This window comes from Vibrio sp. 05-20-BW147 (genome assembly GCF_013369385.1).
Classification (GTDB): domain Bacteria; phylum Pseudomonadota; class Gammaproteobacteria; order Enterobacterales; family Vibrionaceae; genus Vibrio; species Vibrio floridensis.
In genome coordinates this window covers 124,849-150,278 of sequence record NZ_SZTO01000004.1, presented here as the reverse complement: position 1 = coordinate 150,278, position 25,430 = coordinate 124,849, and the positions used below count along the sequence as shown (strand labels likewise).

General features: G+C 44.9%; 19 protein-coding genes. 10 read left to right on the top strand and 9 right to left on the bottom strand.

Annotated features, from left to right (window positions below; genetic code table 11):
- Positions 1 to 147: 147 nt before the first annotated feature.
- Together hflD and mnmA are read right to left on the bottom strand one after the other, a co-directional pair.
- Complete coding sequence (gene hflD / locus FC652_RS05055; protein WP_011080746.1) at positions 148 to 765, bottom strand: high frequency lysogenization protein HflD; 618 nt, start codon at positions 763 to 765, stop codon at positions 148 to 150.
- A 10-nt stretch (positions 766 to 775) separates the two neighbouring features.
- Positions 776 to 1,900, bottom strand: a complete 1,125-nt coding sequence (mnmA, locus tag FC652_RS05050; RefSeq protein ID WP_176297718.1) for a tRNA 2-thiouridine(34) synthase MnmA — start codon at positions 1,898 to 1,900, stop codon at positions 776 to 778.
- Positions 1,901 to 2,091: 191 nt separating this feature from the next.
- Here mnmA and FC652_RS05045 point away from each other — a divergent pair, with 191 nt between their 5' ends.
- From FC652_RS05045 to FC652_RS05025, 5 genes are all read left to right on the top strand, one after another.
- Positions 2,092 to 2,358, top strand: coding sequence for a hypothetical protein (locus FC652_RS05045; protein ID WP_176297717.1), 267 nt, complete (start codon positions 2,092 to 2,094; stop codon positions 2,356 to 2,358).
- Positions 2,359 to 2,474: 116 nt separating this feature from the next.
- Positions 2,475 to 3,779 carry an inosine/guanosine kinase gene (locus tag FC652_RS05040; RefSeq protein ID WP_176297716.1) on the top strand — a complete coding sequence of 435 codons (1,305 nt, stop codon included), beginning with the start codon at positions 2,475 to 2,477 and terminating at the stop codon, positions 3,777 to 3,779.
- 201 nt (positions 3,780 to 3,980) lie between these two features.
- On the top strand, positions 3,981 to 6,719 hold the full coding sequence (locus tag FC652_RS05035) for an EAL domain-containing protein (RefSeq protein WP_176297715.1): 2,739 nt from the start codon (positions 3,981 to 3,983) through the stop codon (positions 6,717 to 6,719).
- Positions 6,720 to 6,837: 118 nt separating this feature from the next.
- Positions 6,838 to 8,397, top strand: coding sequence for a YjjI family glycine radical enzyme (locus FC652_RS05030; protein ID WP_176297714.1), 1,560 nt, complete (start codon positions 6,838 to 6,840; stop codon positions 8,395 to 8,397).
- An 8-nt stretch (positions 8,398 to 8,405) separates the two neighbouring features.
- Positions 8,406 to 9,311: a YjjW family glycine radical enzyme activase gene (locus FC652_RS05025; RefSeq protein ID WP_176297713.1), complete on the top strand. Its 906-nt coding sequence runs from the start codon at positions 8,406 to 8,408 to the stop codon at positions 9,309 to 9,311.
- Between the two features lie 11 nt (positions 9,312 to 9,322).
- Here the strand turns inward: FC652_RS05025 and FC652_RS05020 are convergent, their stop codons facing one another.
- Entirely contained in the window at positions 9,323 to 10,267 is a 945-nt protein-coding gene (locus FC652_RS05020; protein ID WP_176297712.1) for a LysR family transcriptional regulator, read from the bottom strand.
- Between the two features lie 143 nt (positions 10,268 to 10,410).
- Entirely contained in the window at positions 10,411 to 11,370 is a 960-nt protein-coding gene (locus FC652_RS05015) for a DUF4382 domain-containing protein (RefSeq protein ID WP_176297711.1), read from the bottom strand.
- 219 nt (positions 11,371 to 11,589) lie between these two features.
- Here FC652_RS05015 and FC652_RS05010 point away from each other — a divergent pair, with 219 nt between their 5' ends.
- On the top strand, positions 11,590 to 12,192 hold the full coding sequence (locus FC652_RS05010; RefSeq protein WP_176297710.1) for a 2OG-Fe(II) oxygenase: 603 nt from the start codon (positions 11,590 to 11,592) through the stop codon (positions 12,190 to 12,192).
- A 109-nt stretch (positions 12,193 to 12,301) separates the two neighbouring features.
- Here FC652_RS05010 and FC652_RS05005 read toward each other — a convergent pair whose 3' ends face one another.
- Entirely contained in the window at positions 12,302 to 13,570 is a 1,269-nt protein-coding gene (locus tag FC652_RS05005; RefSeq protein ID WP_176297709.1) for an HD-GYP domain-containing protein, read from the bottom strand.
- A gap of 319 nt (positions 13,571 to 13,889) precedes the next feature.
- Between FC652_RS05005 and FC652_RS05000 the strand changes: the two genes are divergently transcribed.
- The 4 genes from FC652_RS05000 (at position 13,890) to FC652_RS04985 (ending at position 18,305) form a co-directional block, all read left to right on the top strand.
- Positions 13,890 to 14,801, top strand: coding sequence for a diacylglycerol kinase family protein (locus FC652_RS05000; RefSeq protein ID WP_176297708.1), 912 nt, complete (start codon positions 13,890 to 13,892; stop codon positions 14,799 to 14,801).
- A 175-nt stretch (positions 14,802 to 14,976) separates the two neighbouring features.
- Positions 14,977 to 16,182: an aromatic amino acid transport family protein gene (locus FC652_RS04995; RefSeq protein WP_176297707.1), complete on the top strand. Its 1,206-nt coding sequence runs from the start codon at positions 14,977 to 14,979 to the stop codon at positions 16,180 to 16,182.
- A 366-nt stretch (positions 16,183 to 16,548) separates the two neighbouring features.
- On the top strand, positions 16,549 to 17,691 hold the full coding sequence (locus FC652_RS04990) for an HD domain-containing phosphohydrolase (protein WP_176297706.1): 1,143 nt from the start codon (positions 16,549 to 16,551) through the stop codon (positions 17,689 to 17,691).
- A gap of 137 nt (positions 17,692 to 17,828) precedes the next feature.
- A complete protein-coding gene (locus FC652_RS04985; protein ID WP_176297705.1) occupies positions 17,829 to 18,305 on the top strand; it encodes a Dps family protein in 477 nt (158 codons plus the stop codon).
- 74 nt (positions 18,306 to 18,379) lie between these two features.
- Here FC652_RS04985 and FC652_RS04980 read toward each other — a convergent pair whose 3' ends face one another.
- The 4 genes from FC652_RS04980 to FC652_RS04965 form a co-directional block, all read right to left on the bottom strand.
- Positions 18,380 to 18,928 (bottom strand): hypothetical protein, encoded by a 549-nt coding sequence (locus tag FC652_RS04980; protein WP_176297704.1) that lies wholly within the window; start codon positions 18,926 to 18,928, stop codon positions 18,380 to 18,382.
- Positions 18,929 to 19,216: 288 nt separating this feature from the next.
- Positions 19,217 to 20,992 (bottom strand): ABC transporter transmembrane domain-containing protein, encoded by a 1,776-nt coding sequence (locus tag FC652_RS04975; RefSeq protein WP_176297703.1) that lies wholly within the window; start codon positions 20,990 to 20,992, stop codon positions 19,217 to 19,219.
- Complete coding sequence (locus tag FC652_RS04970) at positions 20,992 to 22,737, bottom strand: ABC transporter transmembrane domain-containing protein (RefSeq protein WP_176297702.1); 1,746 nt, start codon at positions 22,735 to 22,737, stop codon at positions 20,992 to 20,994. Before FC652_RS04970 ends, FC652_RS04975 begins: the two co-directional genes overlap by 1 nt.
- Before the next feature lie 546 nt (positions 22,738 to 23,283).
- Positions 23,284 to 24,831, bottom strand: a complete 1,548-nt coding sequence (locus tag FC652_RS04965; RefSeq protein WP_176297701.1) for a sodium:alanine symporter family protein — start codon at positions 24,829 to 24,831, stop codon at positions 23,284 to 23,286.
- Positions 24,832 to 25,430: the final 599 nt, after the last annotated feature.

Genomic DNA, 25,430 nt, shown 5'->3' with positions numbered 1-25,430 from the left:
ATGTTCTCCTGAATTGGGTTTCAAAATTTCGCGAGCTTTATACCAATAACTGTGGCAATTGTCACGAATATTGCGCAAACGTTTGCGCTAAGGTGATTTTGACCAAAACAATTAGCTCGCGTCTGGCGCGAGCTAATGATGGTCGAATTACATTCTAGCCAGCAGGATCTGCGCCTGCTCAACCATTTTCTTTCTGCCGAAGATCAGATGGCGGCGTCGACCGCCAACTTGACGCCAAAGCACGGCACTGCGAATACCAGAAAGGAGTAACGCACGTACTTTGTGTTGATTCGATGTTTGTTGTAATACCGTCGGCGTCCCTGTCACTTGGATTCGAGGGCCGATAGGGCTGATAACATCGAGGTAGATACTGGCCACATTGCTGATCATCTGTTCTTCAAAAAGATCATAGTGTTCCGTCTGTCTTTGTACCATCTGAATACGATCGCCAAGTTGTGACATCGCATCATTCCTGCCCATCAGTTTGCGCTCTAACGCCATCAAACTGATGAGGTAGCGAGTCACTTCGCTACCAGTGGGGGTACTATCAATCCCTTTTACTAAGCATTCCAAACCCAGTTTGAGTTGTGACTCATTGCCAAACACATCAAGTGTGTTGGCTGGATTGGTATTCAAAATTGCTTTAATAGAAGTTTCAAAGGCATCTTGATCACAATGTCCGTTTCTCGCAATTTGCTGAACTAATGCCACAGCTTGGCACATGCCAGCAAAAGCAATGGTACGGTCATAAAGTGTATTCGCCACGTAACGACTCCTAAGCTTGAGTATATTTAATGCGTTTCTCGATGATACCACCGCCAAGACAAACATCACCTTGGTAGAAAACAGCGGATTGACCTGGGGTCACTGCGATCTCAGGTTCATCGAAAATCACTTTAATGTTTTCGTCATCAATAGGGATGATTGTACAAGGAATATCTTGTTGACGGTAACGAGTTTTCACCGTGCATTTCACCACATCGCGAATTGGCTCACGTTCTACCCAATGAAGCTGAGAAGCAATAAGGCCTTCGGACTTCAGCATCGGGTGATCTTGTCCTTGAACGGCAATCAACACATTACGTTTAAGATCTTTGTCTGCAACAAACCATGGTTCTTCGTTACCGCCACCGCCTTTACGGCCACCAATATGTAGGCCTTTACGTTGGCCTAGCGTGTGGTACATCAAACCCTGGTGTTGACCAAGCACTTCGCCTTCTGGCGACTCAATATTACCCGGTTGAGCTGGTAAGTAGCGGCTTAGAAAATCGGTGAACTTACGTTCGCCGATAAAACAGATACCGGTAGAATCTTTTTTCTTCGCAGTAATCAGGCCTTGTTCTTCCGCTATGCGACGAACTTCTGGCTTTTCCAGCTCGCCAACAGGGAAGAGGCTACGTGCCACTTGTTCGTGACTTAGCGTGTAGAGGAAGTAGCTTTGATCTTTGTTGCCGTCTAAACCACGCAGCATCTGTGGTTTTTCACCATTTTCAGGGAAAGAACGACGGACATAATGACCCATCGCGATGTAATCGGCATCAAGTACTTCGTCAGCGAACTCTAAAAATGCTTTGAACTTAATTTCTTTGTTACAAAGAATATCTGGGTTCGGTGTACGACCCGCTTTGTATTCGGAAAGGAAATATTCGAATACATTGTCCCAGTATTCTGCCGCAAAATTGATCTTATGTAGGTGAATGCCAAGTTTGTCACAAACAGCCTGAGCATCGGCGAGATCTTCTGCCGCAGTACAATACTCAGAATTGTCATCTTCTTCCCAGTTCTTCATAAATAGGCCTTCAACTTGATAGCCTTGCTGTTTTAGAAGATAGGCAGAAACCGATGAATCAACACCGCCAGACATACCAACGATGACTTTCTTTTGGCTGTTATCAGACATTACTCAACACCCTTAAAATTAACTGGAGGCGAATTCTAACAGAAAGCAGAAACGGGTGACAGATCCGAGATCGCAATCACAATTCGTTTTCGCTGGTTTTTTCAGCAAAAGGTCGATGAAGACCCAATTTTACAAGGAGCTGGAGTGATAACTGTGGCATAGTGCAGGCAAACCAAATGAGAGTAATCAAAATGACAGACGAACAATTTATGCAAGAAGCCGACCTGATTGAGATCATCGAAAATCAGCTTCAGGACGGAAACCCAATCAAAGTCAAAGAAACGTTAATGCGCCTTATGATGACAGGCACGCCTCGTGAAGATGCAGTTGCAATGATGGCATGTGCCATGTCGATCGAAATCTTCGATGTGATGAAAAATGATGGCCAATTTGATCTCAAACGTTACAGCGAGCACTTAGATCAACTACCAGATATTGGCTTTATGGAAGGCGAATAAAGCAGCATAAATAAAAAAGCACAATGCAAACGTTTGCTATAATTGCCTTTATTGCTGCTTATCGGAGTGCGAGTTAGAATCCGCACTTCTTTTAACCCCGTACTCAGACAAACACTATGAAATTTCCCGGACAGCGCAAATCAAAACACTATTTTCCCGTACATGCACGTGACCCATTAGTGAGTCAGGCGCAGGAAAGCAAGAAAATGACGCGTACTCATATTATCGGTATCGACCAAACTCTGGTGGATATTGAAGCAAAAGTGACGTCGGAAGTGATTGAAAAATATGGTTTGAGTAAGGGGCACTCTCTCGTTATTGATGATGAAAAAGCGGAAGCTTTATATCAACAACTAAAACAAGAGAATCTAATTACCAACGAGTATGCGGGCGGAACTATCGGCAATACGCTGCATAATTACTCTGTGTTGGCGGATGATCGTTCGACTCTGCTTGGTGTTATGAGCCAAGACATTAAAATTGGTAGTTATGGTTACCGCTATTTATGTAACACATCAAGCCGTATGGATCTTAATTATCTGCAAGGGGTTGATGGGGCGATTGGTCGCTGTTTCGCGTTAATTACTGAGGATGGTGAACGCACTTTTGCGATTAGCGAAGGACAAATGAACCAACTTCAGCCAGAAAGTATCCCTGAAAAGATCTTCAAGAAGGCATCTGCATTGGTGTTAACGGCGTATTTAATCCGTTGTAAAGATGGTGACCCTATGCCGGAAGCAACAATGAAAGCAATTGAGTACGCGAAGAAATACGATGTTCCCGTTGTGTTGACCCTTGGTACTAAGTTCGTGATTCAAGACGACCCAACTTTCTGGCAAGACTTTATTCGTGAGCATGTTTCTGTGGTTGCGATGAATGAAGATGAAGCCGAGGCTTTGACGGGCGAAACGGACCCTCTTGCGGCATCGGATAAAACATTAGAGTGGGCGGACTTAGTGCTGTGCACGGCAGGTCCAGTTGGCCTATTCATGGCGGGTTACACAGAAGACAGCGCGAAACGTGAAACATCGTTGCCACTACTTCCGGGCTCGATCGCTGAGTTCAATCGTTATGAATTTAGCCGTCCGACGAAAAAGGCGTCTTGTGAGAACCCAATTCGAGTTTACTCGCATATCTCTCCATACATGGGCGGTCCAGAGAAAATTAAGAATACCAATGGAGCGGGGGATGCTGCACTTTCTGCGGTACTGCACGATATGGCGGCGAACAAATACCACAAGGAAAACGTGCCTAACTCAAGTAAGCATGTTCACGAATTTTTGACCTATTCGTCGTTCTCTCAAGTTTGTAAATATGCAAACCGAGCGAGTTATGAAGTGTTGGTTCAGCATTCACCGCGACTCTCACGGGGTCTACCTGAACGCGAAGATAGCTTAGAAGAAGCATACTGGGAAAGATAACCATCAGAAGCGGCCAAACATCGGTCGCTTTTTTATTCTCTATCATTTATTCCTAACGATGGTTTTAGGTTGAAGTCGTCTCCAACGTTGTGATGTGCGCTTTTTGATTAATTGAACCTAACGCAAATCATTTAGCGGATTTTTGTCTTACACTTTAAACAATTACACCAATAATGATTCGGTCAGTTGACCTTAGAATAAATGACTCGATTTCGCTTGTTACATCTCACACTACGCAGCCGTACCGCACTCTACTTTGGGTTTGGTGTGGCTGGCGTGATTCTCAGCACCCTGTTTGTTACTCGTTGGTTTTTTTTATACAGCTTAAATGAGTTGGAGAACTATGAAATTAATCATGCCAATCATCAAGCAAAAGCGGTGATTGAAATGATGGTTAGCCAGCAAAAAGCGCGCTCCTATGACTGGGCGTACTGGGACGAGACTAATCAGCTCTTTATCAATGGAAATGTGGAAGGGTATCGCGATAGGAACTTGTATCAAGAGACGCTGGATACCTTGAGCCTCGACATGATGATCTTCCTCACGTTAGAGGGCGAAGTGTTGGATTCATTAGTGCGTTTTCAGGACGGCAGTGCAGTCAATCACTTGGTTGAGCAAGTGGTGAATGACGCCAGTGTTCAACAACATTTTGACGCAATGAATCGTACTTTAGATGTTCGTCGCGAAAGTAACGCTGGGCTGGTGCTTTTGCAAGACTCGCTCTGGGTGATCAGCATGACTCCGGTTCGTGATAGTGAAGGCACGTCGGCCACAAGTGGTTGGCTAATCTGGGGACAAAACTTAACCCAACGTTTTCCAGGGAACTTCGACGCGATTCTCACGGCCAATAACCAATTATTAGCCGTATCAGACACAGTTTTACCGCTGGATAAACTGACGGCGATCTCATCCAATGAGTGGCTGCAAAGAACGCAAACGAAGGTGATGAAATGGTCTGCGATAGAGGGGATTTCTGGAAATCCTGTGGTTTATCTTAAAACCACAGAAGAGCGTTCTCACTATGTCAAAGGGCAATCTCTATTTCTCTATCTCATCGGTGCTGCAGGTTTTTTTGCTAGTTTAATTGGTTTTATTACATTCCTCATGTTTAAGAAACGCGTGTCAACACGCTTTGCGGATTTCGAGCAAAGTGTTATGCGGCTATTCTCCAAATATCAATTGGACGATTTGTCTCATCGTCGTAGTGATGAACTCGAGCGCATTACCCAACTGGTAGAAATTTTGGCGGAGAACACCTCGTTAACTCAGGATAAACTGCAAGATACGCTGCAAAAATTTGATGCTCTCTATCAAAGCCGAACGATGGGCATGTTATTGGTGGTGGACAGAGAAATCATCGATATCAACCAAGCTGCTCTTGAACTTTTAGGCTACGACAAGGTGGAGCTGGTTAATCAAGATCTGAATATCTTATGTAAAGTCGAGGACAACCAACCGGAGTGCCGTGTTGAGCAGATGTATCGTGCACTGAACAACGGTGTCACACATTTTGACGCGATCATGCTGAATAAAAGTGGCAAGGAAATAGAGTGTCTTATCGATGTGAACCTAATCCATCACGAAAACCAACAGGCATTAATGCTGTCGGTTAGTGATATGAGTGAGCAGAAAAAACAGGCAAAAATGATCAACGATTTGGTCGGTCGCGATCCGGTCTCGGGACTGTTTAATCGTCCAGCGTTGCTCAGTAGGCTCGATGATCTAATTGAGAATAGACCGAATCAGTTTTCGTTTCTGTATATCTCAGTGGCTAGGTTGAAAAAAATCTCCGAAGTCTATGGCCATCTTATTTTTGACGACACCATCAGTTACATCGCTTCCGTTTTTGGCGAGCAGCTTTCATCCTATCAAGTTGGTCGAATCAGTGAGTTTGAATTTATTGCGGTGATCGAAGAGATTGAGCAGTGCAACAATGCCATTTCATGTGCAACTCGTTTTATTGATGTGATGTCGCGCAAAACTCAGATCTTGGGGGTGGAGCTCGACCTCAGTTCCCAAGTCGCGATTTTGGATCCTGAGATTACTCATCAACACTTGGGCTACTTGCTGCAGGCCGCTTCCTACGCCGTACAACATTTTCAACATACCCCGGTGACGGAAGTCATACACATTGATCAGGCGCTGGCAAAGCAAGCTCAAAGCACATTAGTGATCAATCGCGACTTAGCGCAAGCGATACGTGACGAAGCTATCACCGCTTATTATCAGCCGATTGTTGATACAGATAGCGGCAAGGTGAATGGCTTTGAGGCACTCGCTCGTTGGAGTCATCCAGAGTTGGGCTTTGTTCGACCGGATTTATTCATTGAAATCGCTGAACAAAATCACCTTATTGTCGAACTTGGGGAATCGATTCTTCGTCAAGCATGTCACTTTATCACCGTTATCAATCAACAGCGTGTCGAAGAAGGACTAAGTCCGTTAACCGTCCATGTGAATTTCAGTGCTATTCATTTTTATCATGCCCATTTACCCGATTTGCTTCGCAAAGTGATGGATGAGTTTGGCATTAGTCGCGGGCAGCTTGTCATAGAAATCACAGAAAGCACCTTACTGGGGATTGAATCTGAGACCTTAGAACGAACTCGCGAAATCAAATCGATGGGTATTCAGTTAGCCTTAGATGATTTCGGTACGGGTTATTCCTCATTCAGTACCTTGTGCTCATTCCCACTAGATATTGTGAAATTGGATAAATCTTATATCGACCAAATCGAAAATAATGACCGAGCGCGGACCTTGATTCGGAGTATTGCAGGTATGGCGAAAGAACTTGGCTTAACGACCGTTGCTGAAGGGGTCGAATCAGCAAGCCAATTGCGTAAACTAAAAATCTGGAATATTGACGAGATCCAAGGGTATTACTTCTACAAGCCCATGCCTGAGCAAGAGGCGTTGAACACTTTTGCCCATCAATAGATCAGATTTCGCGGGGTAATGGTACTTTCCAAATCGGAAATAACTCATTCTTAGTTTTTCAATAGTGGAAACTATCAATTAGGGCTAGACTGCATAAAATTCAGTAGGATTTCCCTTTATGAGCAGTAGTTTAGCCCTCGTCCAAGCACGTTTGACCTCCATCATCAATGACCGAAACTTAACGGTTAAACAAAAGAACCAGTTTCTTGCTTTAGAAGCAGAAGGTCTTTTGGATTATGCGCCAGTTTCTCAAGCGTTGAATGAAGCCATGGAGCAGGGGATCATTTGTGATATGTTCGAAGGCAATGCGCCGTTTAAACCGCGCTACGTATTACCTGACTACGCTCGCTTTCTAAGTCAAGGTAGCGAGTTTCTCGAACTCGCCCCGGCGGAAGAGTTGGATGACGCACTCAATATGCTCACCATTCTCTATCACCACGTGCCTTCTGTTACCAATATCCCTGTGTATTTGGGTCAACTGGATGAGCTGTTATTGCCCTTTGTTGGGGCACTCAGTGACGAGCAGCTTTATAAGAAAATCAAACGCTTTTGGATCATGTTGGACCGCACTTTGCCTGATGCCTTTATGCACGTCAACATTGGCCCGACTGACAACATTGTGTGTCGCACAATTTTAAAAGTGGATGCGGAACTTAAGCAAATTGCCCCCAATCTCACCTTTATGCACGATCCTGAGGTGACGCCAGAAGATTTGCTTCGCATCGCGACAAGTAATATTTGCCAATGCAGCAAACCACACATCGCCAATTACCCAATGCACGCCGCAACCTACGGTGACAGACAGTTCGGTATCGTCAGTTGTTATAACTCTCTGCCACTGGCCGGAGGCGCAAACACACTCGTTCGCCTCAACTTAAAAGAAGTTGCATGTCGTGCTGATTCCATTGCTCATTTCATCGAAACCGTGTTGCCGAGTTACTCAGACTTAGTCATAGAGCTGATGGATGCACGCACCGCCTATTTGCATGAGCAATCTGGTTTCTTTAGCGGCTTTTTGGTGCAAGAGAAGCTGATTGATGAGGCACGTTTTGCGCCAATGTTCGGTATTTACGGCATGGCAGAAGCGGTTGCCATCTTGTTGACTAAAGAGGGGCTGCCAGGGCGTTACGGTTGGGATGATTCTGCCAATCAATTGGGGGTGCAAATTTCAAAAACATTGGCGTCGCTTGTAGAGGCTCGACCTGTGAAACACGGCTGGAAGCAACGCGCTTTGTTGCACGCCCAAGGCGGTATCAGCTTAGATTTAGGGGTAACACCGGGCGTGCGTATTGCCTATGGGGAAGAGCCTGATCCTGTCAGCTATATCTTAGCCAATGCCCCCCATCATGCTTATTACCCATCGGGCATTAGTGATATTTTGACCATTGATGAAACCGTGAAAAGCAACCCAGAGGCGATGTTTAACCTCTGTAAAGGTGCACTCGCGGCAGGATATCGAGAGTTTACCGCCAACGTTGCAAGCAACGATTTAATTCGAGTAACGGGGTACATGGTGAAGTTGTCGGAGATCGAACAGTTTGCCCAGCGTGGATCGCGAAGTAATACGACATTCCTCGCCGCAGAAGCAGCCAAAAATACCGCCATTTTAAACCGACGCGCACGTGTCATTAGCATGGAAAGCATGCCGACTTATCAAAGCGCGGCACAGTCGAGCTGAATAGTCTGATGTTAGCTGTTCAGTTCAACAAGAAGGGGAAAGTCAGTCGAGTTCTGCCTTTCTCTTGTGTTGATGGGCCTGGGAACCGCCTAGTGATATTTTTGCAGGGATGTAATTTCCGCTGCTTGAGCTGTCACAATCCGCATACGATTCGACACTGTAATCATTGTGGTGACTGTGTGACAGCGTGTCCTGAAGGTGCCCTTATAAAGAAAAACAACAGCGTTGTTTGGCTAGAAGAGGTTTGCTCCCACTGCGACCACTGTCTCGAGGTTTGCCCGTATCACTCAAATCCAAAAATTAAAGAGTGGACGGTGTCAGAGATGGTCGATTTGATACGGAAACAGCATCTGTTCATCAGTGGTGTGACGGTATCCGGTGGGGAAGCAACCTTACAACTCGGTTTTGTCCGCGAGTTGTTCAAAGCGATAAAAAACGATGCTCAATTGGCGCATTTGAGCTGTTTTATTGACAGCAATGGTTCACTCGCAACTCATGGCTGGGAAACCATCAGCCCGTATCTCGATGGGGCAATGATTGATCTAAAAGCATGGCAATCAGAAACACACCATTGGTTGGTCGGGCGTGATAATCACAGAGTCATATTGTCAATAAAACATCTTGTTGAGCTAGGTAAGCTACATGAAATTCGCTTACTGCATATTCCCGGACGCAGTGATCTGGATAGTGAGTTCGTAGCATTAAGTGCTTTTCTCGCCACGCTGCCGAGTAACGTAAAAATACGCCTCAATGCCTTTGGTCACCACGGTGTGAAGGGAGAGGCGACGCAATGGCCAGTGTGTACGCCGAGCGAGCTTATTCATTTCGCGTGTCTACTCAGTGCACGGCTTCCCCACGTAATACAATTGCCGGCAACTTCTGAGTATCAATCCTCGATCTCTTCTCTTTCCTAATTCGCCTCATCTCAAACGATAGAAGCTGGAAGCTTTGACGCGCGTGCTTTTGTGGTCATTAGTTGATTTTTTAACCAAGTCAAAGCGGGGTCATTCAAACTCTGTTTGTTATAGACCAAACTGTACGCCACTTGTCCATAGTCAAACGGGAGAGTGCGACTTACTAGCCCTTTGGCTTGCAAGGCTGTGTCTGCCCAGAGCTTTGAGCAGGTAAAGAGTAACGGTGTTCGATGACACATGACTGCGGCTGCCCCGAAATCCGCAACCGCCAGAGCGATCTCTCTTGGTTTATGACTCTGAATCAATGTCTGCTCAAAGTAAGGAATGGCCAGTTCTTTATCGTGAATGCCAACATGTTGAAATGAAAGGTAATCCTCAATGGTGAACCGAGTGTGCGTCGCTGGGTGTTCAGCGTTCATCAAACAGATCATTTCGTCACGCATGATGGTGTGCCAAATTAACTCTTTGTTCATGGTTGGAGGCTGGCTAATGTCGTGAGGCAGCAAAATAAAATCCACTTGTCCGCGCAATAACGCTTCAAAGCCATGTTGTTCTTTGGCGTAAATGTGGAGGTGTGCGTTCGGTGTTTGAGCGGTAATGTCGCTGAAGGTTTCAGCAAATACTTCAAACGTGCTTTCACGCATGGAAAGGGAAAATGTCCCGTTATATAGCTTGGGATCAAATGTTCCTTGGTGAATGACCCCGTTCATGCTCGATAGAATGCCATGAATAGCCGGCCCAATACTCAGTGCATACGAAGTGGGGATCAACTGTGTGCCATCACGATAAAACAGTTCATCATTTAAAACATTGCGAAGCTGCGACAAGATTTTGCTGACGCAAGATGGGGTCACACATAATTGTTCCGCTGCACTGGTGACACTGTGTGTTGTGAGCAATACATGCAGGACCGTAAGGTGCTTTAGACTAATGCGAGAAAGAGAGATGTAATCCATAAAAAGGGCGTCTATTGAACGTTTGAGGGATTACACCACATTTTCAAAGCGAAACAACCTCTACCGATCATTGATTTTGCCGATTCGATAAATAACCGTGACTTTTTGATGTAAAGTCACGGTTATTCAATATTTGATCTGGTTTATGGCAGAGGGTTGAAGTCAATTGTCCCGTTTTCGCCAGCGGAAAGTTCAATGGTGTGTACTTGGCCAGTTGGTAATGGAATCGATGTGCCGTCATACTGAACAGGGTCATCCCCACCCGCATTACAACTGAAGGCTAGGGTATAGGTTCCGGCATTTAAAAAGCCAAAAGCATACTCGCCATTCTCGTTTAACCCCGTGGAGGCAAGCGGTTTAACAGCGCCTACGGGTAACGGATTTTGTGAGTTAAACTCTTCATCGTTTTCATCAACCAAATCAATCAGATTTGCACTGTCATGGTCTTCGCCTTGGTAAAGATACACAAAACTTTTGCTATCGACCGTACAGCTTTCATCTTCCGTAAGCAGGTTGTTGTCGACCGTGCCTGAAATGCTCACAGCCGATGCATTCGCAACAATCGATACACCATGAGGTTTTAAGATGTAACCATTGTTATTACCTTGATTGCCTAGCATCACCAGCGATTGGCGAAGATCAAACTCAATTGTATACAGTTGAACCGCTTCAGAGGTGACATCAAAACTACCTAGTTTTAACTTACTACTCGGCTGTTTCAAAGGTTGTTCGCCGTTCAAATCAATCACATAGTTGACGTTGTTTGCGCTACTTATGTGCAAAATGAGTTCTTTATAGCTGCCAACAGGAACGGGTTGGCTACTTACAATCAAAGCAGAATCACTGCCTTGATAATCTAAGAGGTCAATTTGTTGGTAGTCTGCGCCATTGGAAGGGACAACGTCGAGAAAGACAGAATTTCCTTCGTTGTCAACCAATTCAACTTGAGTAAATCCGATCGTTACCGAACTCGCATAGTCAACTGGTGCATCTGATACATAAAAGGAAACGTTGGCCGTGTTGCCCCCGTCACTTCCTCCACAACCAGCAAGTAGTGCTGCTGCTATCACCGAAGCAACAGCCGATTTTGTAAGTCCATTCATCTTTCCATATCTCATTACAACTGATGGTATTATCAATTATAGTCAACAATTGGCTACGCAAGACGGCATGCTGCAAGGTTTCGGTAAAGAGAATGTCAATTGCCTAGTGATGGAATCATCTTGACCTCTAATCCTGACGATAAGAATTATTGTCTGTCTTCCATCTCGACTCCCCGCTATAAACAGCACGCCAAAATATGGTGCGGATGATGAGTGAAAATGGAGAAGTTGATTGATGCGTTAATCACCCACGGCTATTACGTTTGGGATGATTTTCTCGATCCAAAATCAGTTGCACAACTGCGTGAGGCGATACCATCGCAATGGAAACAGGCGCGGATTGGCCGAAATGAGGACTTGGTTGAAGCAACTAAGATTCGCAGTGACAAAATTCAGTGGATTAAACGTGATAAAGAAGTAGCGGTCGATCACTATCTCGACTTGATGGAAGAGATCAGATTGAGTGTTAATCGCTATCTTTACCTTGGGTTGTTTGAGTATGAAGCGCATTTTGCCAAGTATGAACCTGGGGATTTTTATCAAAAGCATCTAGACAGCTTTCAAGGCCAGGAAAATCGCAAGCTGACAACGGTGTTTTATATGAATGAGCACTGGAATGAGGGCGATGGTGGCGAGTTGTTAGTCTACGATTTGGACGATCAGTTACTAGAGAAAGTGCCACCAGTGAGTGGGCGATTAGTTGTGTTTCTTTCAGAAATGTTTCCTCATGAAGTGCTGACGAGCCACATTAACCGCTACAGCATTGCAGGTTGGTTCCGCATTAATGGCGTGAGAGATAACCTCTTGGATATTTCGAAGTAGTTGGTCAACATCTACAACAGAAAACCGCCCATTTGGCGGTTTTCGTCTATATGAAGGAAAGAGCTCGAACTGGTGGAGACTCTTGAGGGGAAAAATGCTATCCAGCACGTCACTCGTTGTGTTGAATTGACATCTTGTAGCAGTGGTGCAAATAGCGTTGTAATGTTGCAAAAGCGACTGGACAGAGCTTGCCATTATCGACCATCGCTTGCATCAACGGCTCAATTTCTTCTTCTGTCATCCGGTTTCGATACGGCCGATCTTGTGATAGCGCTTGAAAGACATCCGCTACAGCAATAATGCGTGACGGAAGGTCGAGCTCTTCTTCGGTCTTGTGGTATGGATAACCAGAACCATCTAGTCGTTCATGATGATTCGACGCCCATTCCGCGATTTTTGAGTTGGGAAAGACTTTATGCAGAGCCAGTTCGGTATCGATGGTATGGCGTTTTATCCGCGTGTATTCCTGATCACTTAATTTGCCTTGCTTGTGGAGAATCTCGTCTGGAGTTTTGAGTTTGCCGATATCATGAACCAGTCCGGCGATAAAAATCATCTCTTGATCGTATTCTGAAAGCGCAAGTTTGCCAGCCAAAAAGCGAGCGAGCTCTGCCACTTTTTGCGAGTGTTGGTAGGTAAAAGGGCTTTTAGCATCGACGATGCGGGCAAGAAACAGTCCGAGCGTCACCAGATCAGATAGCGTTAACTGCTTCTGCAACCAGTCAATATGAGAAAACCCTAAACCGATGGTTTCGATGTTCTCGGATTCCATTGCAAACCAAAAGCCATCGGTCATGATCAGTTTGATCATGGTATTGCACATCCCAGGATGAAACAAAGTGCCCGAGTTCGCACGGATCGTATCAGCGATGGTTTGTTCGTGTAAGGTGACCAAATCGCTGTGGCAATCACCAGTGTATTGTGCTCGGAGGAAATCGAGTCGATCCGAAAGGTAAAGTAGTGCGGCAACATCCTTGTTAAAAGGTGAAAGATCCAGCGATTCTAACTCTTTCCAATGCGTATGATGATAGAGAATAGGCAGAGCAAACTGAGCGAGAATGTTGCATTGCTGCAGTGACTGATAACCGCGTATGCAATGCGCTTGCGCGTCTTGCGGCATCAGTGTTTCCAGCAGCATTAGGTGCTCTTTGGTCTCTGATACGCCGCAGTCGTGCACCATACCTGCGAAGTAGCTAAATTCTGCCTTTTTTAAATCCCAGCCAAGCGCAAGCGCACATTTGTAAGCCATATAAGCGACGCGATGGTTATGATGAGTGTCGTCAACGCCCACGTAATCTAGGGCTCTCGCTACCCAAATTAATGCGTGTTTCAGATCGACTTCAAAATGCAGTGAATCTGAATGATGTTTGTTTTCCATTTTTATTCCGACGATACGTTATTGTAATTCTGTTTGTTTGTAATAATTTTCATTAATAATACTAAGGAAATCGCTAAATTATCATCTTTGATACAGGTGATTGTTCAGTATTTTGAACTAAGTATTGTTTTTGCTTCGTGGTCTGATCTGGTTGCGGCAAGGTGTATCGGAGCTTTGTCGTCTAAATGGTCACAAATTAGTGAGTAAGGCGAAGAAAAGAGGGTGTTTGATCACAACTGTTCCATAATGGCATTTGTGCTGTTTTTCTAACGCTTAATATGGCGACTGATCTTGATGAAATCTTTGAAGTTAAGGACATATGATCTGGAATTTTATTCTTAATCCACTTGCTGGTGGTGGTAAAGCGTTGAAGTTTTGGCAGCAAGTCGAACCATTATTGGTAAAACATAAGATTGCGTATCGCTTTCATCTCACGGAGTACCAAGGCCACGCAAGAGCACTTAGCTTTGAGTTGGCCCAGCAAGGCGAACGAGCTTTTGTCGCGATAGGGGGCGATGGTAGCGTCAATGAGCTTCTTCAGGGACTGTATGAAAGCCAGTTGCCGTTAAGCGAGTTTGTCTTGACTGTCGCGCCGCAGGGAACGGGCAACGACTGGGCTCGTTACCATAAAATTCCTCAGCAACCTCAAGCCTGGATCGATTTTTTACTGCGACGCACTGTGGTAGCACACGATTTGGGCTTGGTCTCGTTTGGTGAAGGCTATACACAACGACATGTGTTCATCAACATGGCGGGGTGCGGGTTAGATTGCCACATCTTACAAAAGATGGGCTGTGCGGGGGGGAAATCACTGCGCTATTATTCCACTCTGCTTTCTTCTCTCTATGCCTATCAAGGAGAATGGTTGTCGATTCGAACGCAGCAGAAGCATGAAGAGACACAAGCACAGAGCTATTTGTTGGCGATGTACTGCATTGGTCGATACGGTGGTGCCGGTATGGACTTCTCGCCCGATGCCTTTCACCAGTCGGGCCACATTCACCAAGTCGCGATCCACAACATGCCATTTGTTCATCGGTTACTCAGCTTGCCCTATTTATTAAACGGCAGAATTGATACACATCCAAAGGTTTCGGTTGAGAAAAACACCGCCTTCTATATCGATAGTGAGCGTAATGGTCAGTTTCAGTGTGATGGAGAACTCGTCGGTAATTTACCTGCGAAGGTGGAGCTTGTGCCAAAGGCAATACATGTTCTCTCAATGAGTTAAATTTGGGTGTTTAATTTTATTTACAGTTGTGGTTTTTTATCGTTACATTTTGCTTGATCTTAATATGAAAGTACTACAGAATCGCCACTTACCCAGTTTGTTGATTGGTTGGTGACCTTTTTTTCACCACGAATCTCTAAGTATTAAATAAAACTGTAAACATAAGAATACACGCATGAGCCGTTCAAAGATTTTTGGTAGTACTTTGATTATCGCTGGTACCACAATTGGTGCTGGTATGTTGGCCTTACCCCTTGCTTCTGCTGGAATTGGTTTCTCAACTTCTGTCATGATCATGGTTGGCTTTTGGGCCCTAATGTCTTACACCGCATTGCTTATGGTGGAGTTACACCAAGAAGCCGACAGCAATGCTACTTTGCACACTTTGGCTAAACAAATTCTTGGTGAAAAAGGCAAATGGATTGCAAGTTTTGCCATGCTGTTTTTGTTTTATGCGCTTTGCGCTGCCTATATTGCAGGAGGCGGCGCACAATTTTCTGAGCGAGTCGCACAATCTTTGAATATTGAGCTGAATGCGCCACTTGGCACGATAGTGTTTACTTTGATCGTTGCCGCTGTCGTGACTGTTGGTACGGCAATGGTAGATAAGGTAAACCGAGTGCTGTTTGGGTTGAAGATTGCAGCGATGACGGCCGTTTTGTTCTTTCTTGCCCCGAATGTGACTGAGTCTTACCTGTTAAGTATGCCGATGCAGCAAGGCTTGATTGTCGCGGCACTTCCGGTGATTTTCACCTCGTTTGGTTTTCACGGCAGTATCCCGGCTATCGTTAACTACCTCGATGGTGACACTAATGCATTGCGTAAGGCAATCGTGGTCGGTTCTTCGATCCCATTAGTGATCTATATCTTTTGGCAGTTAGTGACTTTGGGTGTTATTCATCAGCAAACTCTGGTCGAAAACGCTGGGCTGAGCGCTTTGATTGGTCAGTTGGCTGCCAAAGTTCAACAATCTCATTTGAGCCAATTGGTAGGCGTCTTTGCAGACCTTGCTCTATTGACCTCGTTCTTGGGTGTGAGCTTGGGTTTATTTGAGTTCTTGGGTGATGTGATTAAGAAGCAAGGGAAAACACAAAATCGAATTGTACCAGCGTTGGTGACATTTACTCCACCATTGATGTTTGCGCTGTATTACCCACAAGGTTTTATCATGGCGCTCGGATATGCTGCTATCGCATTGGCGATCTTGGCTATTTTTCTACCAATAGTCATGGTGAGAAAAGTGAGAAAAAAGAGTGATAAAATGAATCGCTACCAAGTGGTAGGTGGGCAAGCAACGCTTATGCTAACCGGTATCGTGGGCATTGTGATTGTCGGTGCTCAACTGCTCATCAGCTTTGGTGTGTTACCTGCATTAGGGTAGAAAAAACAAGACAAGGCTGGAAATTATCCAGCCTTTTTTGATCGTTGTCTTTACCGCTGGTGATGCAAGGGGTGATGCTGAGTTTCCCGTAAAAGCCCTCGAAATCGTCCAATCTCGGTGATCTGCCGTTGAGATAAGACCAGTCATGTTTTTGGCGTTACTTCCGATAATTACATTAAAATAAATGACTTAATTTTAGCCAAAAAATCGGTTTATAAATTGAGATCAAAGTCTCTTAAGAAAGAGCGCTAACATGTAGGCGTATTGGCCAATTTTTTCCTAAACTTACTCTGTTGGGAGACAAAATCGGCGTTTTCATTAGGTGGGGTAATCCCCTACCTAGTGTTGCGTGCAAAGGAGTTAGGAATGGAACTGCTAAGTGAAATGAGCAATTGCGCCTATTTTCATCATGCTCACTCATTGAACGAGCAACTTGAGAATATTCGAGATCGCATGAGAATTCATGAACCGAGTATCGATAGAATCTCCTTTGCATTATTTGATGAAGAAGAACAAGTGTTGAAAACCTATGCAGACAGTTGTGGGCACTACACAGACCTTGCTCATTTTAGTGCTCCTCTCTCGGAATTACCCATGCTAAGAACTTGTGTCGAGGAGAGAAAATCTCGCATTGTGGGTAATTTACACTTACTGAGCAGCAGTCAGCACGTAACGTCATTATTGAGCGTCGGATATCGCTCTTCCATTGCTATCCCATGTTTTGAGCAAGACAAATTTGTTGGATTCTTGTTTCTTAATTCCCGTCAAGAAAATGCCTTCGATGAAAGCTTGATCGAGAAAGTAAAACCATACATTGACATGGTGAAGTTTTCCATCGTCTCCGAATACCAGATTGTTCATGCGATTGCGGGGTGCGCAGAAAGAACGCAAGCACTGTTTCCTGTCTACCACAAAGATTCTTGCGCACACAAAGAGCGCATCAGTCATTACACACGCATCATCGCCACTGAGATGGCTAACGACTGGCTGTTAGATGATGAAACCATCGAGCACCTTTCTCTATTTTCGCGCTTCCATGATTTAGGCAAAGTACGCCTTTCCATCGATTTGATCTGTAAATCAGAAACGCTTGATACATCGGAGCGAAGTACCATGCGCAATCATGTTGAAAACGGCATAGAGATTATGGATCGCATCCTGGAGTCGCTGGGTAACCCAAATCATCCAAGCATCACTCTTCTTACGCAAATTATGGCGTACCATCATGAGTTTTTAGATGGTTCTGGATATCCCTTCGGCCTCAAAGGTGAAGATATTCCGCCTGCCGCAAGAATTGTTTCTGTGGCCAACATCTTTGATGCTTTGACAACACATCGCCCTTACCGGCAAGCTTGGTCAATTACTCACGCCTTGTTGGAGCTTGAGAAAATGGTGATCGCAGGAAAAGTTGATAGAGGATGCGTCAACGCTTTGCGAGAGCATCAAGAGCAACTCAAAGCGATCATCGCTCAATTTCCTGAGCACGATCCCAAAGATGGTTTCTACTAAGATCCCGTAGGAATTTTAAATAGGCAAAAGCGATTGAACTTATAGGTTTAATCGCTTTTACCTTTTTATCGCCTTTTCATAGACTACACCCATTGAGAGAAGAGTGGCTTCTCTAACCAAATTAAAAGGGTGATGCTATGTCTAATAAAACAAACTACATCGGTCTCGATCAGCAGCTAGCTAAAGCATTGGCGGAGCAGCTAAACCAGTTGCTTGCTAATTATCAAGTGCTCTATATGAATACTCGCGGTTATCACTGGAACATCAAAGGGCAGCAGTTTTTTGAACTGCACATCAAATTTGAAGAGATCTACACCGATCTACAAGTTAAAGTTGATGAGCTCGCAGAACGTATTTTGACATTGGGTTATACGCCGAAACACAGCTTTAGTACCTATTTGCTCAATAGTGATATCGCAGAACATCAAGATGTATTTACTGGGCAAGAATCTGTTATGGGCTTAGTGGATGGGTTTAGCAAGCTACTGGTTCAACAACGTCAAATTCTCAAGCATGCGGGTGAGGCTGAAGACGAAGGAACTGCAGCTCTGATGGGGGACTACATTCGTGAGCAAGAAAAGCTTTTGTGGATGTTAAACGCTTATCTTCAATAATTGAGGTCGTTTGGTTTACGGTGACAAGCCATACATAGGGCTTTTTTGATGATGTTGAAATAGGCAATAGGAAACTAAAAATCGGCTTTTTTGACGAAGTATGGGTTGTTATATTTCTTCTCTGGGCCAAACTCTTTCAAAACCAATCGATTCCATAACTGCTTATCAAAATTTTCTTTCGGAATAGAAGGGTAGAGTGTTTCGAGTTCTTCCCATGCATAGTTCATAAACTCTTTCTTTTTTATTTGGTTATATTGTCGCGCAATCTTGTTGTGTTTCGATATCCACTCTTTTTTAAATAGAGTTATCGCTTTTTCGGCTTCTTCTAACGGCATGCGAGAGAGAAACACACGCTTGTAAGAAACCTTTCGGTCTACCATGGTTCTCATTGCCGTTTGAATATATTTGCCATGGTGCGTTATCGAACTTTCACTTTCCTCGACTAATGGGATACACCACCCTTTAGGGAAAAAGTCTGGCTTGTGATATTGCTTGTTACGCACGGTCAGTGCTTGATGCAAAACGAGATCGGAGGTGCCGCGAAATGTTTGTTGCCATTTCGCTATGCGAATCTGCAGTGATCCCGGTAGGCGATAAATATTCGTAAACTTGTCTTCGTTCATGGACACATTACACAGTAGTTAAAGGTGATAGATATGACGAATAACAACCAGTCTTTCTGATGGAGTAATTATTTTTAATGAAAGACACTGACGATCTCACCCTAGCGTTAGCATTTAACGGCTACTCAAGCAGTTTAAGTTGTGAGATGGCAAAATTGTACAATAAGTAACTCACAAATTGCGAGTGGTTTATCGCTGTAAACAAAACAGGAAATTGTAAAAGTGTTAATCAATAGGCTGAATTAACGGAAAGATAAGCCGTGCCAGAACACTGGCACGGTCTACTTATTAGCAAGCTGGTTCTAGCGTTTGTTCCTCTTGCAACTCGATTTCGCGAATATGTTGGCCTGCTTGTTGGAGCTGATACATCTGAGCATAGCGCCCGTTGAGAGCCAACAATTGTTGATGGTTGCCCATTTCGACAAGATCTCCGTGGTGGAGTACGACAATTTTGTCTGCATCCATGATGGTCGATAAGCGATGCGCAATCACCACTAACGTCATATCGTGGCGAAGCGCTTTTAAGCTTTTCTGAATCAAGGCTTCTGTGCCTGAATCGATGTTTGCTGTCGCTTCATCAAGAATGAGGATTTTCGGTTTTGCGATAAGCACTCGGGCCATCGCCAGTAGCTGTTTTTGTCCTGCAGAAAGATTGGTTTCACCTTGGCCGAGTGGTGTGTCTAACTGCTGCGGATATTGTTTCACTTGTTGAGCAAGGCCCACCTGTTCAAGCGATTGCCAAAGTACTTCATCCGACACTTCTCTTCCGAGCGCGATGTTTTCTCGCACGGATGTTGGCAGGATATGAGGGTCTTGCTGCACCATGGCGACATCTTTTCGCAGTACACTTTTACTCAACGCTGCAATCGGTCTGCCATCGAGCAACAGGTCACCCTCAGAAACGGGGTAAAATCCCATTAATAGTGAAGCCAATGTGCTTTTTCCGCTCCCAGTATGGCCTACCAATGCGACAAAATTCTGGTGTTTGATCTCGATATTCAATCCATTTAGAACCTTTTGTTTTCCATCATAGCTAAAGTTCAAACTACGGATATCTATCGCACCGGTGCTCAGTGGAGTGCGATCGTCTCCATACTGTTGCTCTGGCGAATCCATCATCTCGAAAATCCGTTCACTGGCCACTAAAGCTTGCTGTAACAGCGCCAGTTGTTGCGTCATTTCAATCAGAGGTTCGGTAATGCGGCCTAAGTAGCTGATGAAGGCATAGAGAACGCCGACGCCGATCATCTCTGTTCCGCTGAAACCAAAAATCCCGACGAGAGTCAACAAAGCGATACCAGCAAGAAGATCCATCAATGGGCGCAGGAGAATGCCATTGAGCTTAATCAATTTTCTCCCCGCATTGAAGTGCTGCTCAGTGAGTCGATTGAAACGAGTGTTGAAACGCTTTTCTTGTCTCATCAATTGGATGACACTCATCCCCTGGATTGACTCGCTCATGTTGCCGTTGATGTCGGTGAGCAAGTCACGCATCACTCGGTATGCATGGGTGCTGAGCTTTTGAAATAGCACCATAAAAGCAACCACAACGGGCAGCAAAACTAAAACAACTAACGTCAGCTGCCAGCTTAAGATCAGCATAACGCCCAGCATGACTAAGATCATCACGAGGTTCTTTACCACGGAGGCGATCAACAGCTCGTAAAACTGTTGAAGTGATTCCGTATCATTGGTTAAACGTGAGACCAACTTCCCTGTTGGGGTGTAATCAAAAGCGGACAGTGGTTGTTTGATGACACTGCTAAACGCTTGTTTACGTATGGTGCGAATGATACCTGTGGCAATGATATTAAACTGAAGACCTTGAAGGTATTGAAACAGCGATGAGCACAACAACAGGGCAAGGTAGCCACCACCAAGTAACAACAAACTTTGTTGCGTGTAGTTATCTTTGGTAATGTTCTCATCAATAAAATGCTGGATAAGCCAAGGCCCACCGGCGTTGCTGACGGCAGCAATTAAAAGGAAAAGCAGCCCTGTTATCATCGCTTTTGGTTGAGCAAATGGGTAGGCAAATAATCTTTTTATCGTCGACTTCTTCATTACTTTGCCTCCTCCATGGCTTGTTCGAGTTGCTGATATTGATACATCTCAGCGTACCAAGCCTGATTGGCGACTAACTGGAAGTGCGTGCCTCTTTCCACTATATGGCCATGGTTGAAGACCACAACTTCATCTGCTTTTTCGAGAGCCGTTAAACGATGAGCAATGACAATCAAAGACTGGTGACGATAATGCTGCTCGAGGTTGCGCAAGATTTCATGCTCGGTGCGGCCATCAACGGCGGAAAGCGCATCGTCTAAGATCATAATTTCTGCGTTCAGCAGCATCGCTCGTGCGATGGCGATACGTTGTTTTTGTCCACCAGAAAGCGTAATGCCTTTTTCACCGACCTCCGTGGCGTATCCGTTAGGAAACTTCAAAATATCATCGTGAATACAGGCGAACTTCGCCGCGCGGTGCACCTCTTCTTCACTTGCCTCTGGGTGGCCAAGGGCAATGTTTTCGTAAATAGAGCAAGAGAACAAAAATGGAGTTTGGCTGACGACGGCAAATTTGCCGCGCCATTGTTCGAGATCCGCTTGAGCGATGGAGGTGTTACCATAGCGAATATCACCATGTTGTAACTCTTGTTGCCTGAGGAGTAAGGCAATCAGTGTCGATTTGCCACTGCCGACCGGGCCTGCAATGCCAAGCATAGCGCCGGGTTTTAGGCTGATGTGGCACTGAGAAAGTGCAGCGGGTAAATCGTTGTTCCAATGAAAATCATTCACGTCGATGTGTAGCGTTTGCGCAATGCTTGAAAGGTTCTCGGAACCACTTTGAATTTCCGGTTGCAGCTGGAATATCTCATCTAAGCGGTTCCAGGCAGCCGCGCCACGCTCCAAAATATTAAACAAGAAGGCGAATGCGAGCATTGGCCAAATCATTAATCCTAGGTACATGGTAAAAGCGGTCAAATCACCAAGCGTAATTTCTTGAAGGTGGACCAAGTATGCGCCAACACTGATACTGAGGAAGAAAGAGAGCCCGATCGAGAGTTGTATGGCGGGATCAAATCGTGCGTCCACGCGCGCGACCGCAATGTTCTTGTCACCCGTTTCATCGACCATTTTCTCAAAGCGTGCTTGTTCTTGCTCTTCCAAGCCAAAGGCGCGCAACATTCTCACGCCATTGAGTGATTCCTGGGTCAGATCCGAGAGTTCAGAAAAAGCTTCTTGTGCGACTTTGAAACGTTGATGGAGCGCTCTCACGATGTAGAAAATCGTGATGGCCAGAAAAGGCATAGGCAATAGTGCCATCACGGTGAGTTTCCAACTGATTTGGGTGATCATGATGATCAACACTGCAATGCCCGTAATCAGTGAATCTGCGGCAGTCAATACCCCTTCACCCGCGGTGACAACGATATTTTTTACGTCATTAGTGCCTCTTGCCATGAGATCGCCGGTTTTATAGCGTTCAAAAAAGCGAGGAGGTTGCGTTGATAAATGTTGATAAAGGCGATTGCGCAGAATACTGCCCAGCTCAATACTCGCACCAAACAACCATATACGCCAAAGCACGCGGCAGCCATAGATTGCGAGGATAATGACAAATAACCCCGCAAACCATTGCAGCATTTCCGAAGTGCTCATGGTTTTCTCTACAATACCGTCAACAATGTGTCCCACCGCCTTGGGTGTGACCAGTTGCATTGCGGAAATAAGCGCAAAAAGAAGAATAGAGCCAAGATAATGCTTCCACCTTAGCCTGAAGAACCACCTTAACTGCCAAAATATTTTCACTAGAGCCTCCTGCACCTGTTGTTTTTATAATGTGTTGTGTCTGGTTTGCCGAATTTTTGAGGTGACAAAGGCTCAGTAAAAGCCGTTATACCGTTTGGCAAAGACACGAAAGTGATTATTGTTATGTCGCCTAACGCTGCTGCTTGATGAAACAAGAGAGAAGTTGAGCATAGTTGTTGATTTACTTGACTGATGGAAATGAAAACCATCGGATCAAGTTGAAAAGTAAAGGCCCAATCAGTGAACTCAGACTTACGTGTTGTGAAACGCAGTTAAACCTATTGTCGAATGAAATAGAGAAGAAAAACTCATTGGGAAGGTTCAATTATTCTATGTTGGAAGGGAAAAACAAGGTGATTTTTTGCTCAGTTTGAAAAACGGCACAAAGTAGCGCATATGTTGGTTTGGTAGTAGTGGGGCGAGCGTATTAACTAGTTATTGTGACAATGATAGAGAGTTATCATCATTTAAGGCGTAAATGTATAACGACTGGTTAAAGCAAAGTAGCAGCCGAAGCTGCTACTTTTTAACGAGTAATCGTGTGGATCACGCCTCGGTTGGTTTGTTCATCGAGGTTTGTTGCACTTTATAGACTTTGCCTGCGGCTAGGCGCGCAAGGTAGTCTTTCATGTCGCGTTTAACTTCCGGAACAAGAATATACAGGCCAACAATGTTCACCAATGCCATAGCGAAGATCATCGCATCAGAGAAATCAATCACCGGCCCAAGATTCATTGCGGAGCCAATCACCACAAAAGCACAGAATTTGATTTTAAAGATAAGTTCTGCCGTTTTGCTTTCGCCGAACAGATATGTCCACGCTTTTAGACCATAGTAAGACCAAGAAATCATGGTTGAGAACGCGAACAATACTACTGCAATGGCTAGTACATAAGGGAACCAACTGATGGCGCTACCAAAAGCAGCAGAAGTTAATTCAACACCCGCGAGACCAGAGCCGTTATCCAAGTAACCAGTAATAATGATCACCAAGGCGGTCATAGTACAAATCACGACGGTATCGATGAAGGGTTCAAGGAGCGAAACGAAACCTTCTGACATCGGTTCTTTGGTTTTCACCGCTGCGTGGGCAATTGCTGCCGAGCCCACCCCCGCTTCATTCGAAAACGCTGCTCGTTTGAAACCTTGAATCAATACACCAATCACACCGCCAGTAATCCCTTCGCCGGTAAATGCACCGTTGAAAATCGCGGCAAAAGCATCGTCAATGCGGTCAAAGTTCATCGCGATAATGATCAATGCGGTGCCAACGTAGATACCTGCCATAAAGGGGACGACCTTTTCCGTTACCTTCGCGATGGATTTAATACCACCGATGATCACCACACCAACGATCACTGCGAGGATTAAACCGAACAACCAACCTTTGTCAGCAAGAAACGACGAGGTTCCGCCAGTCACCTCAACCACTTGCTTGAATGCTTGGTTAGCTTGGAACATGTTGCCGCCACCCAAAGCACCACCGATGGCAAATACGGAGAAGAGTACCGCAAGTGTTCGACCAAACGCCGCGTTGCCTCGATCGGCAAGGCCTTTGCTGAGGTAGTACATAGGACCACCAGACACTGAACCATCTGGATTGGTGTTGCGATACTTCACGCCGAGCGCACACTCAACAAATTTGCTCGACATACCCAATAGGCCTGCCAGGATCATCCAGAAGGTGGCGCCAGCACCACCGATAGAGACCGCGACGGCAACACCGGCAATGTTCCCAAGACCAACCGTACCGGAAAGGGCTGTGGTCAAGGCTTGAAAGTGAGAAACTTCACCTTGGTCTTTAGACTTCGGGTCGGAGTATTTACCAGAGACGAGATCAATGGCGTGCTTGAAGCCACGAAAGTTGATAAAACCGAGGTAAACGGTAAAAAAAGTGGCGGCAACGACTAACCATAAAACAATCCAAGGTACCTGCACGTCTGAAAATGGGAATGGAATGGTCGAGAAGATCATTCCAACAAAGGGGCTGACGATAGGTGCCACGACTTCATTGATTTTTTCATCCAAGCCGGCTGCTGATGCATTAATAGCAACAGTACTGCCTAACATGGCCAGCATAATGTTTTTTACCATTGTGTATCCTGTCTGTTTACGAATGTGTGTATTTTTACCTACTTCAACCCGTGTAAAATCTTTTGCGCGTCGAGGCGTGCTGTAGGATTTTCTGGGTGAATGTGGGCGCATTTCTATTATTTGTGTTTATAGGTGATGTTGTGTTGTTACTTTTTTGTAACAAGTGCATTATTCCGAACCCTAACAAATTTGCAACACGTATTGATGGTTTTATGATCAATGAAACAATCTGTGATATCGATTGAGATATTGCTTGAATTTAAGTGATTTATTTGTTGATAAGTAAATTTTCAGAGAAAGGAATCCATCCTGATCATCATGAATGGCAGCTAACACCTGATGACGTACAAAATCAGATAGTTATTACGACAACGCGATGTTAAGTGTGGTTAACGAAAGTTTGAATGGTGAGCGATGTCATCGCCATACCAACACTTAAGGTCAATGTTCGTTTATTGTTACCTAGCGCAAAAAAATCAATATATTCTTATGTTTACACTTAGACGGGTCACACATGATTAGGCATTTGAGTTAGTATGTCATTAGATGCTTAGTGTCGCATAATCACGTGTTATGAAATGCACGGGTACACTATTTTA

Coding starts and splice junctions, on each gene's coding strand:
- mnmA (WP_176297718.1), bottom strand. CDS start 1,900: ATGTCTGATAACAGCCAAAAGAAAGTCATCGTTGGTATGTCTGGCGGT.
- FC652_RS05045 (WP_176297717.1), top strand. CDS start 2,092: ATGACAGACGAACAATTTATGCAAGAAGCCGACCTGATTGAGATCATC.
- FC652_RS05040 (WP_176297716.1), top strand. CDS start 2,475: ATGAAATTTCCCGGACAGCGCAAATCAAAACACTATTTTCCCGTACAT.
- FC652_RS05035 (WP_176297715.1), top strand. CDS start 3,981: ATGACTCGATTTCGCTTGTTACATCTCACACTACGCAGCCGTACCGCA.
- FC652_RS05030 (WP_176297714.1), top strand. CDS start 6,838: ATGAGCAGTAGTTTAGCCCTCGTCCAAGCACGTTTGACCTCCATCATC.
- FC652_RS05025 (WP_176297713.1), top strand. CDS start 8,406: ATGTTAGCTGTTCAGTTCAACAAGAAGGGGAAAGTCAGTCGAGTTCTG.
- FC652_RS05020 (WP_176297712.1), bottom strand. CDS start 10,267: ATGGATTACATCTCTCTTTCTCGCATTAGTCTAAAGCACCTTACGGTC.
- FC652_RS05015 (WP_176297711.1), bottom strand. CDS start 11,370: ATGAATGGACTTACAAAATCGGCTGTTGCTTCGGTGATAGCAGCAGCA.
- FC652_RS05010 (WP_176297710.1), top strand. CDS start 11,590: ATGGAGAAGTTGATTGATGCGTTAATCACCCACGGCTATTACGTTTGG.
- FC652_RS05005 (WP_176297709.1), bottom strand. CDS start 13,570: ATGGAAAACAAACATCATTCAGATTCACTGCATTTTGAAGTCGATCTG.
- FC652_RS05000 (WP_176297708.1), top strand. CDS start 13,890: ATGATCTGGAATTTTATTCTTAATCCACTTGCTGGTGGTGGTAAAGCG.
- FC652_RS04995 (WP_176297707.1), top strand. CDS start 14,977: ATGAGCCGTTCAAAGATTTTTGGTAGTACTTTGATTATCGCTGGTACC.
- FC652_RS04990 (WP_176297706.1), top strand. CDS start 16,549: ATGGAACTGCTAAGTGAAATGAGCAATTGCGCCTATTTTCATCATGCT.
- FC652_RS04985 (WP_176297705.1), top strand. CDS start 17,829: ATGTCTAATAAAACAAACTACATCGGTCTCGATCAGCAGCTAGCTAAA.
- FC652_RS04980 (WP_176297704.1), bottom strand. CDS start 18,928: ATGAACGAAGACAAGTTTACGAATATTTATCGCCTACCGGGATCACTG.
- FC652_RS04975 (WP_176297703.1), bottom strand. CDS start 20,992: ATGAAGAAGTCGACGATAAAAAGATTATTTGCCTACCCATTTGCTCAA.
- FC652_RS04965 (WP_176297701.1), bottom strand. CDS start 24,831: ATGGTAAAAAACATTATGCTGGCCATGTTAGGCAGTACTGTTGCTATT.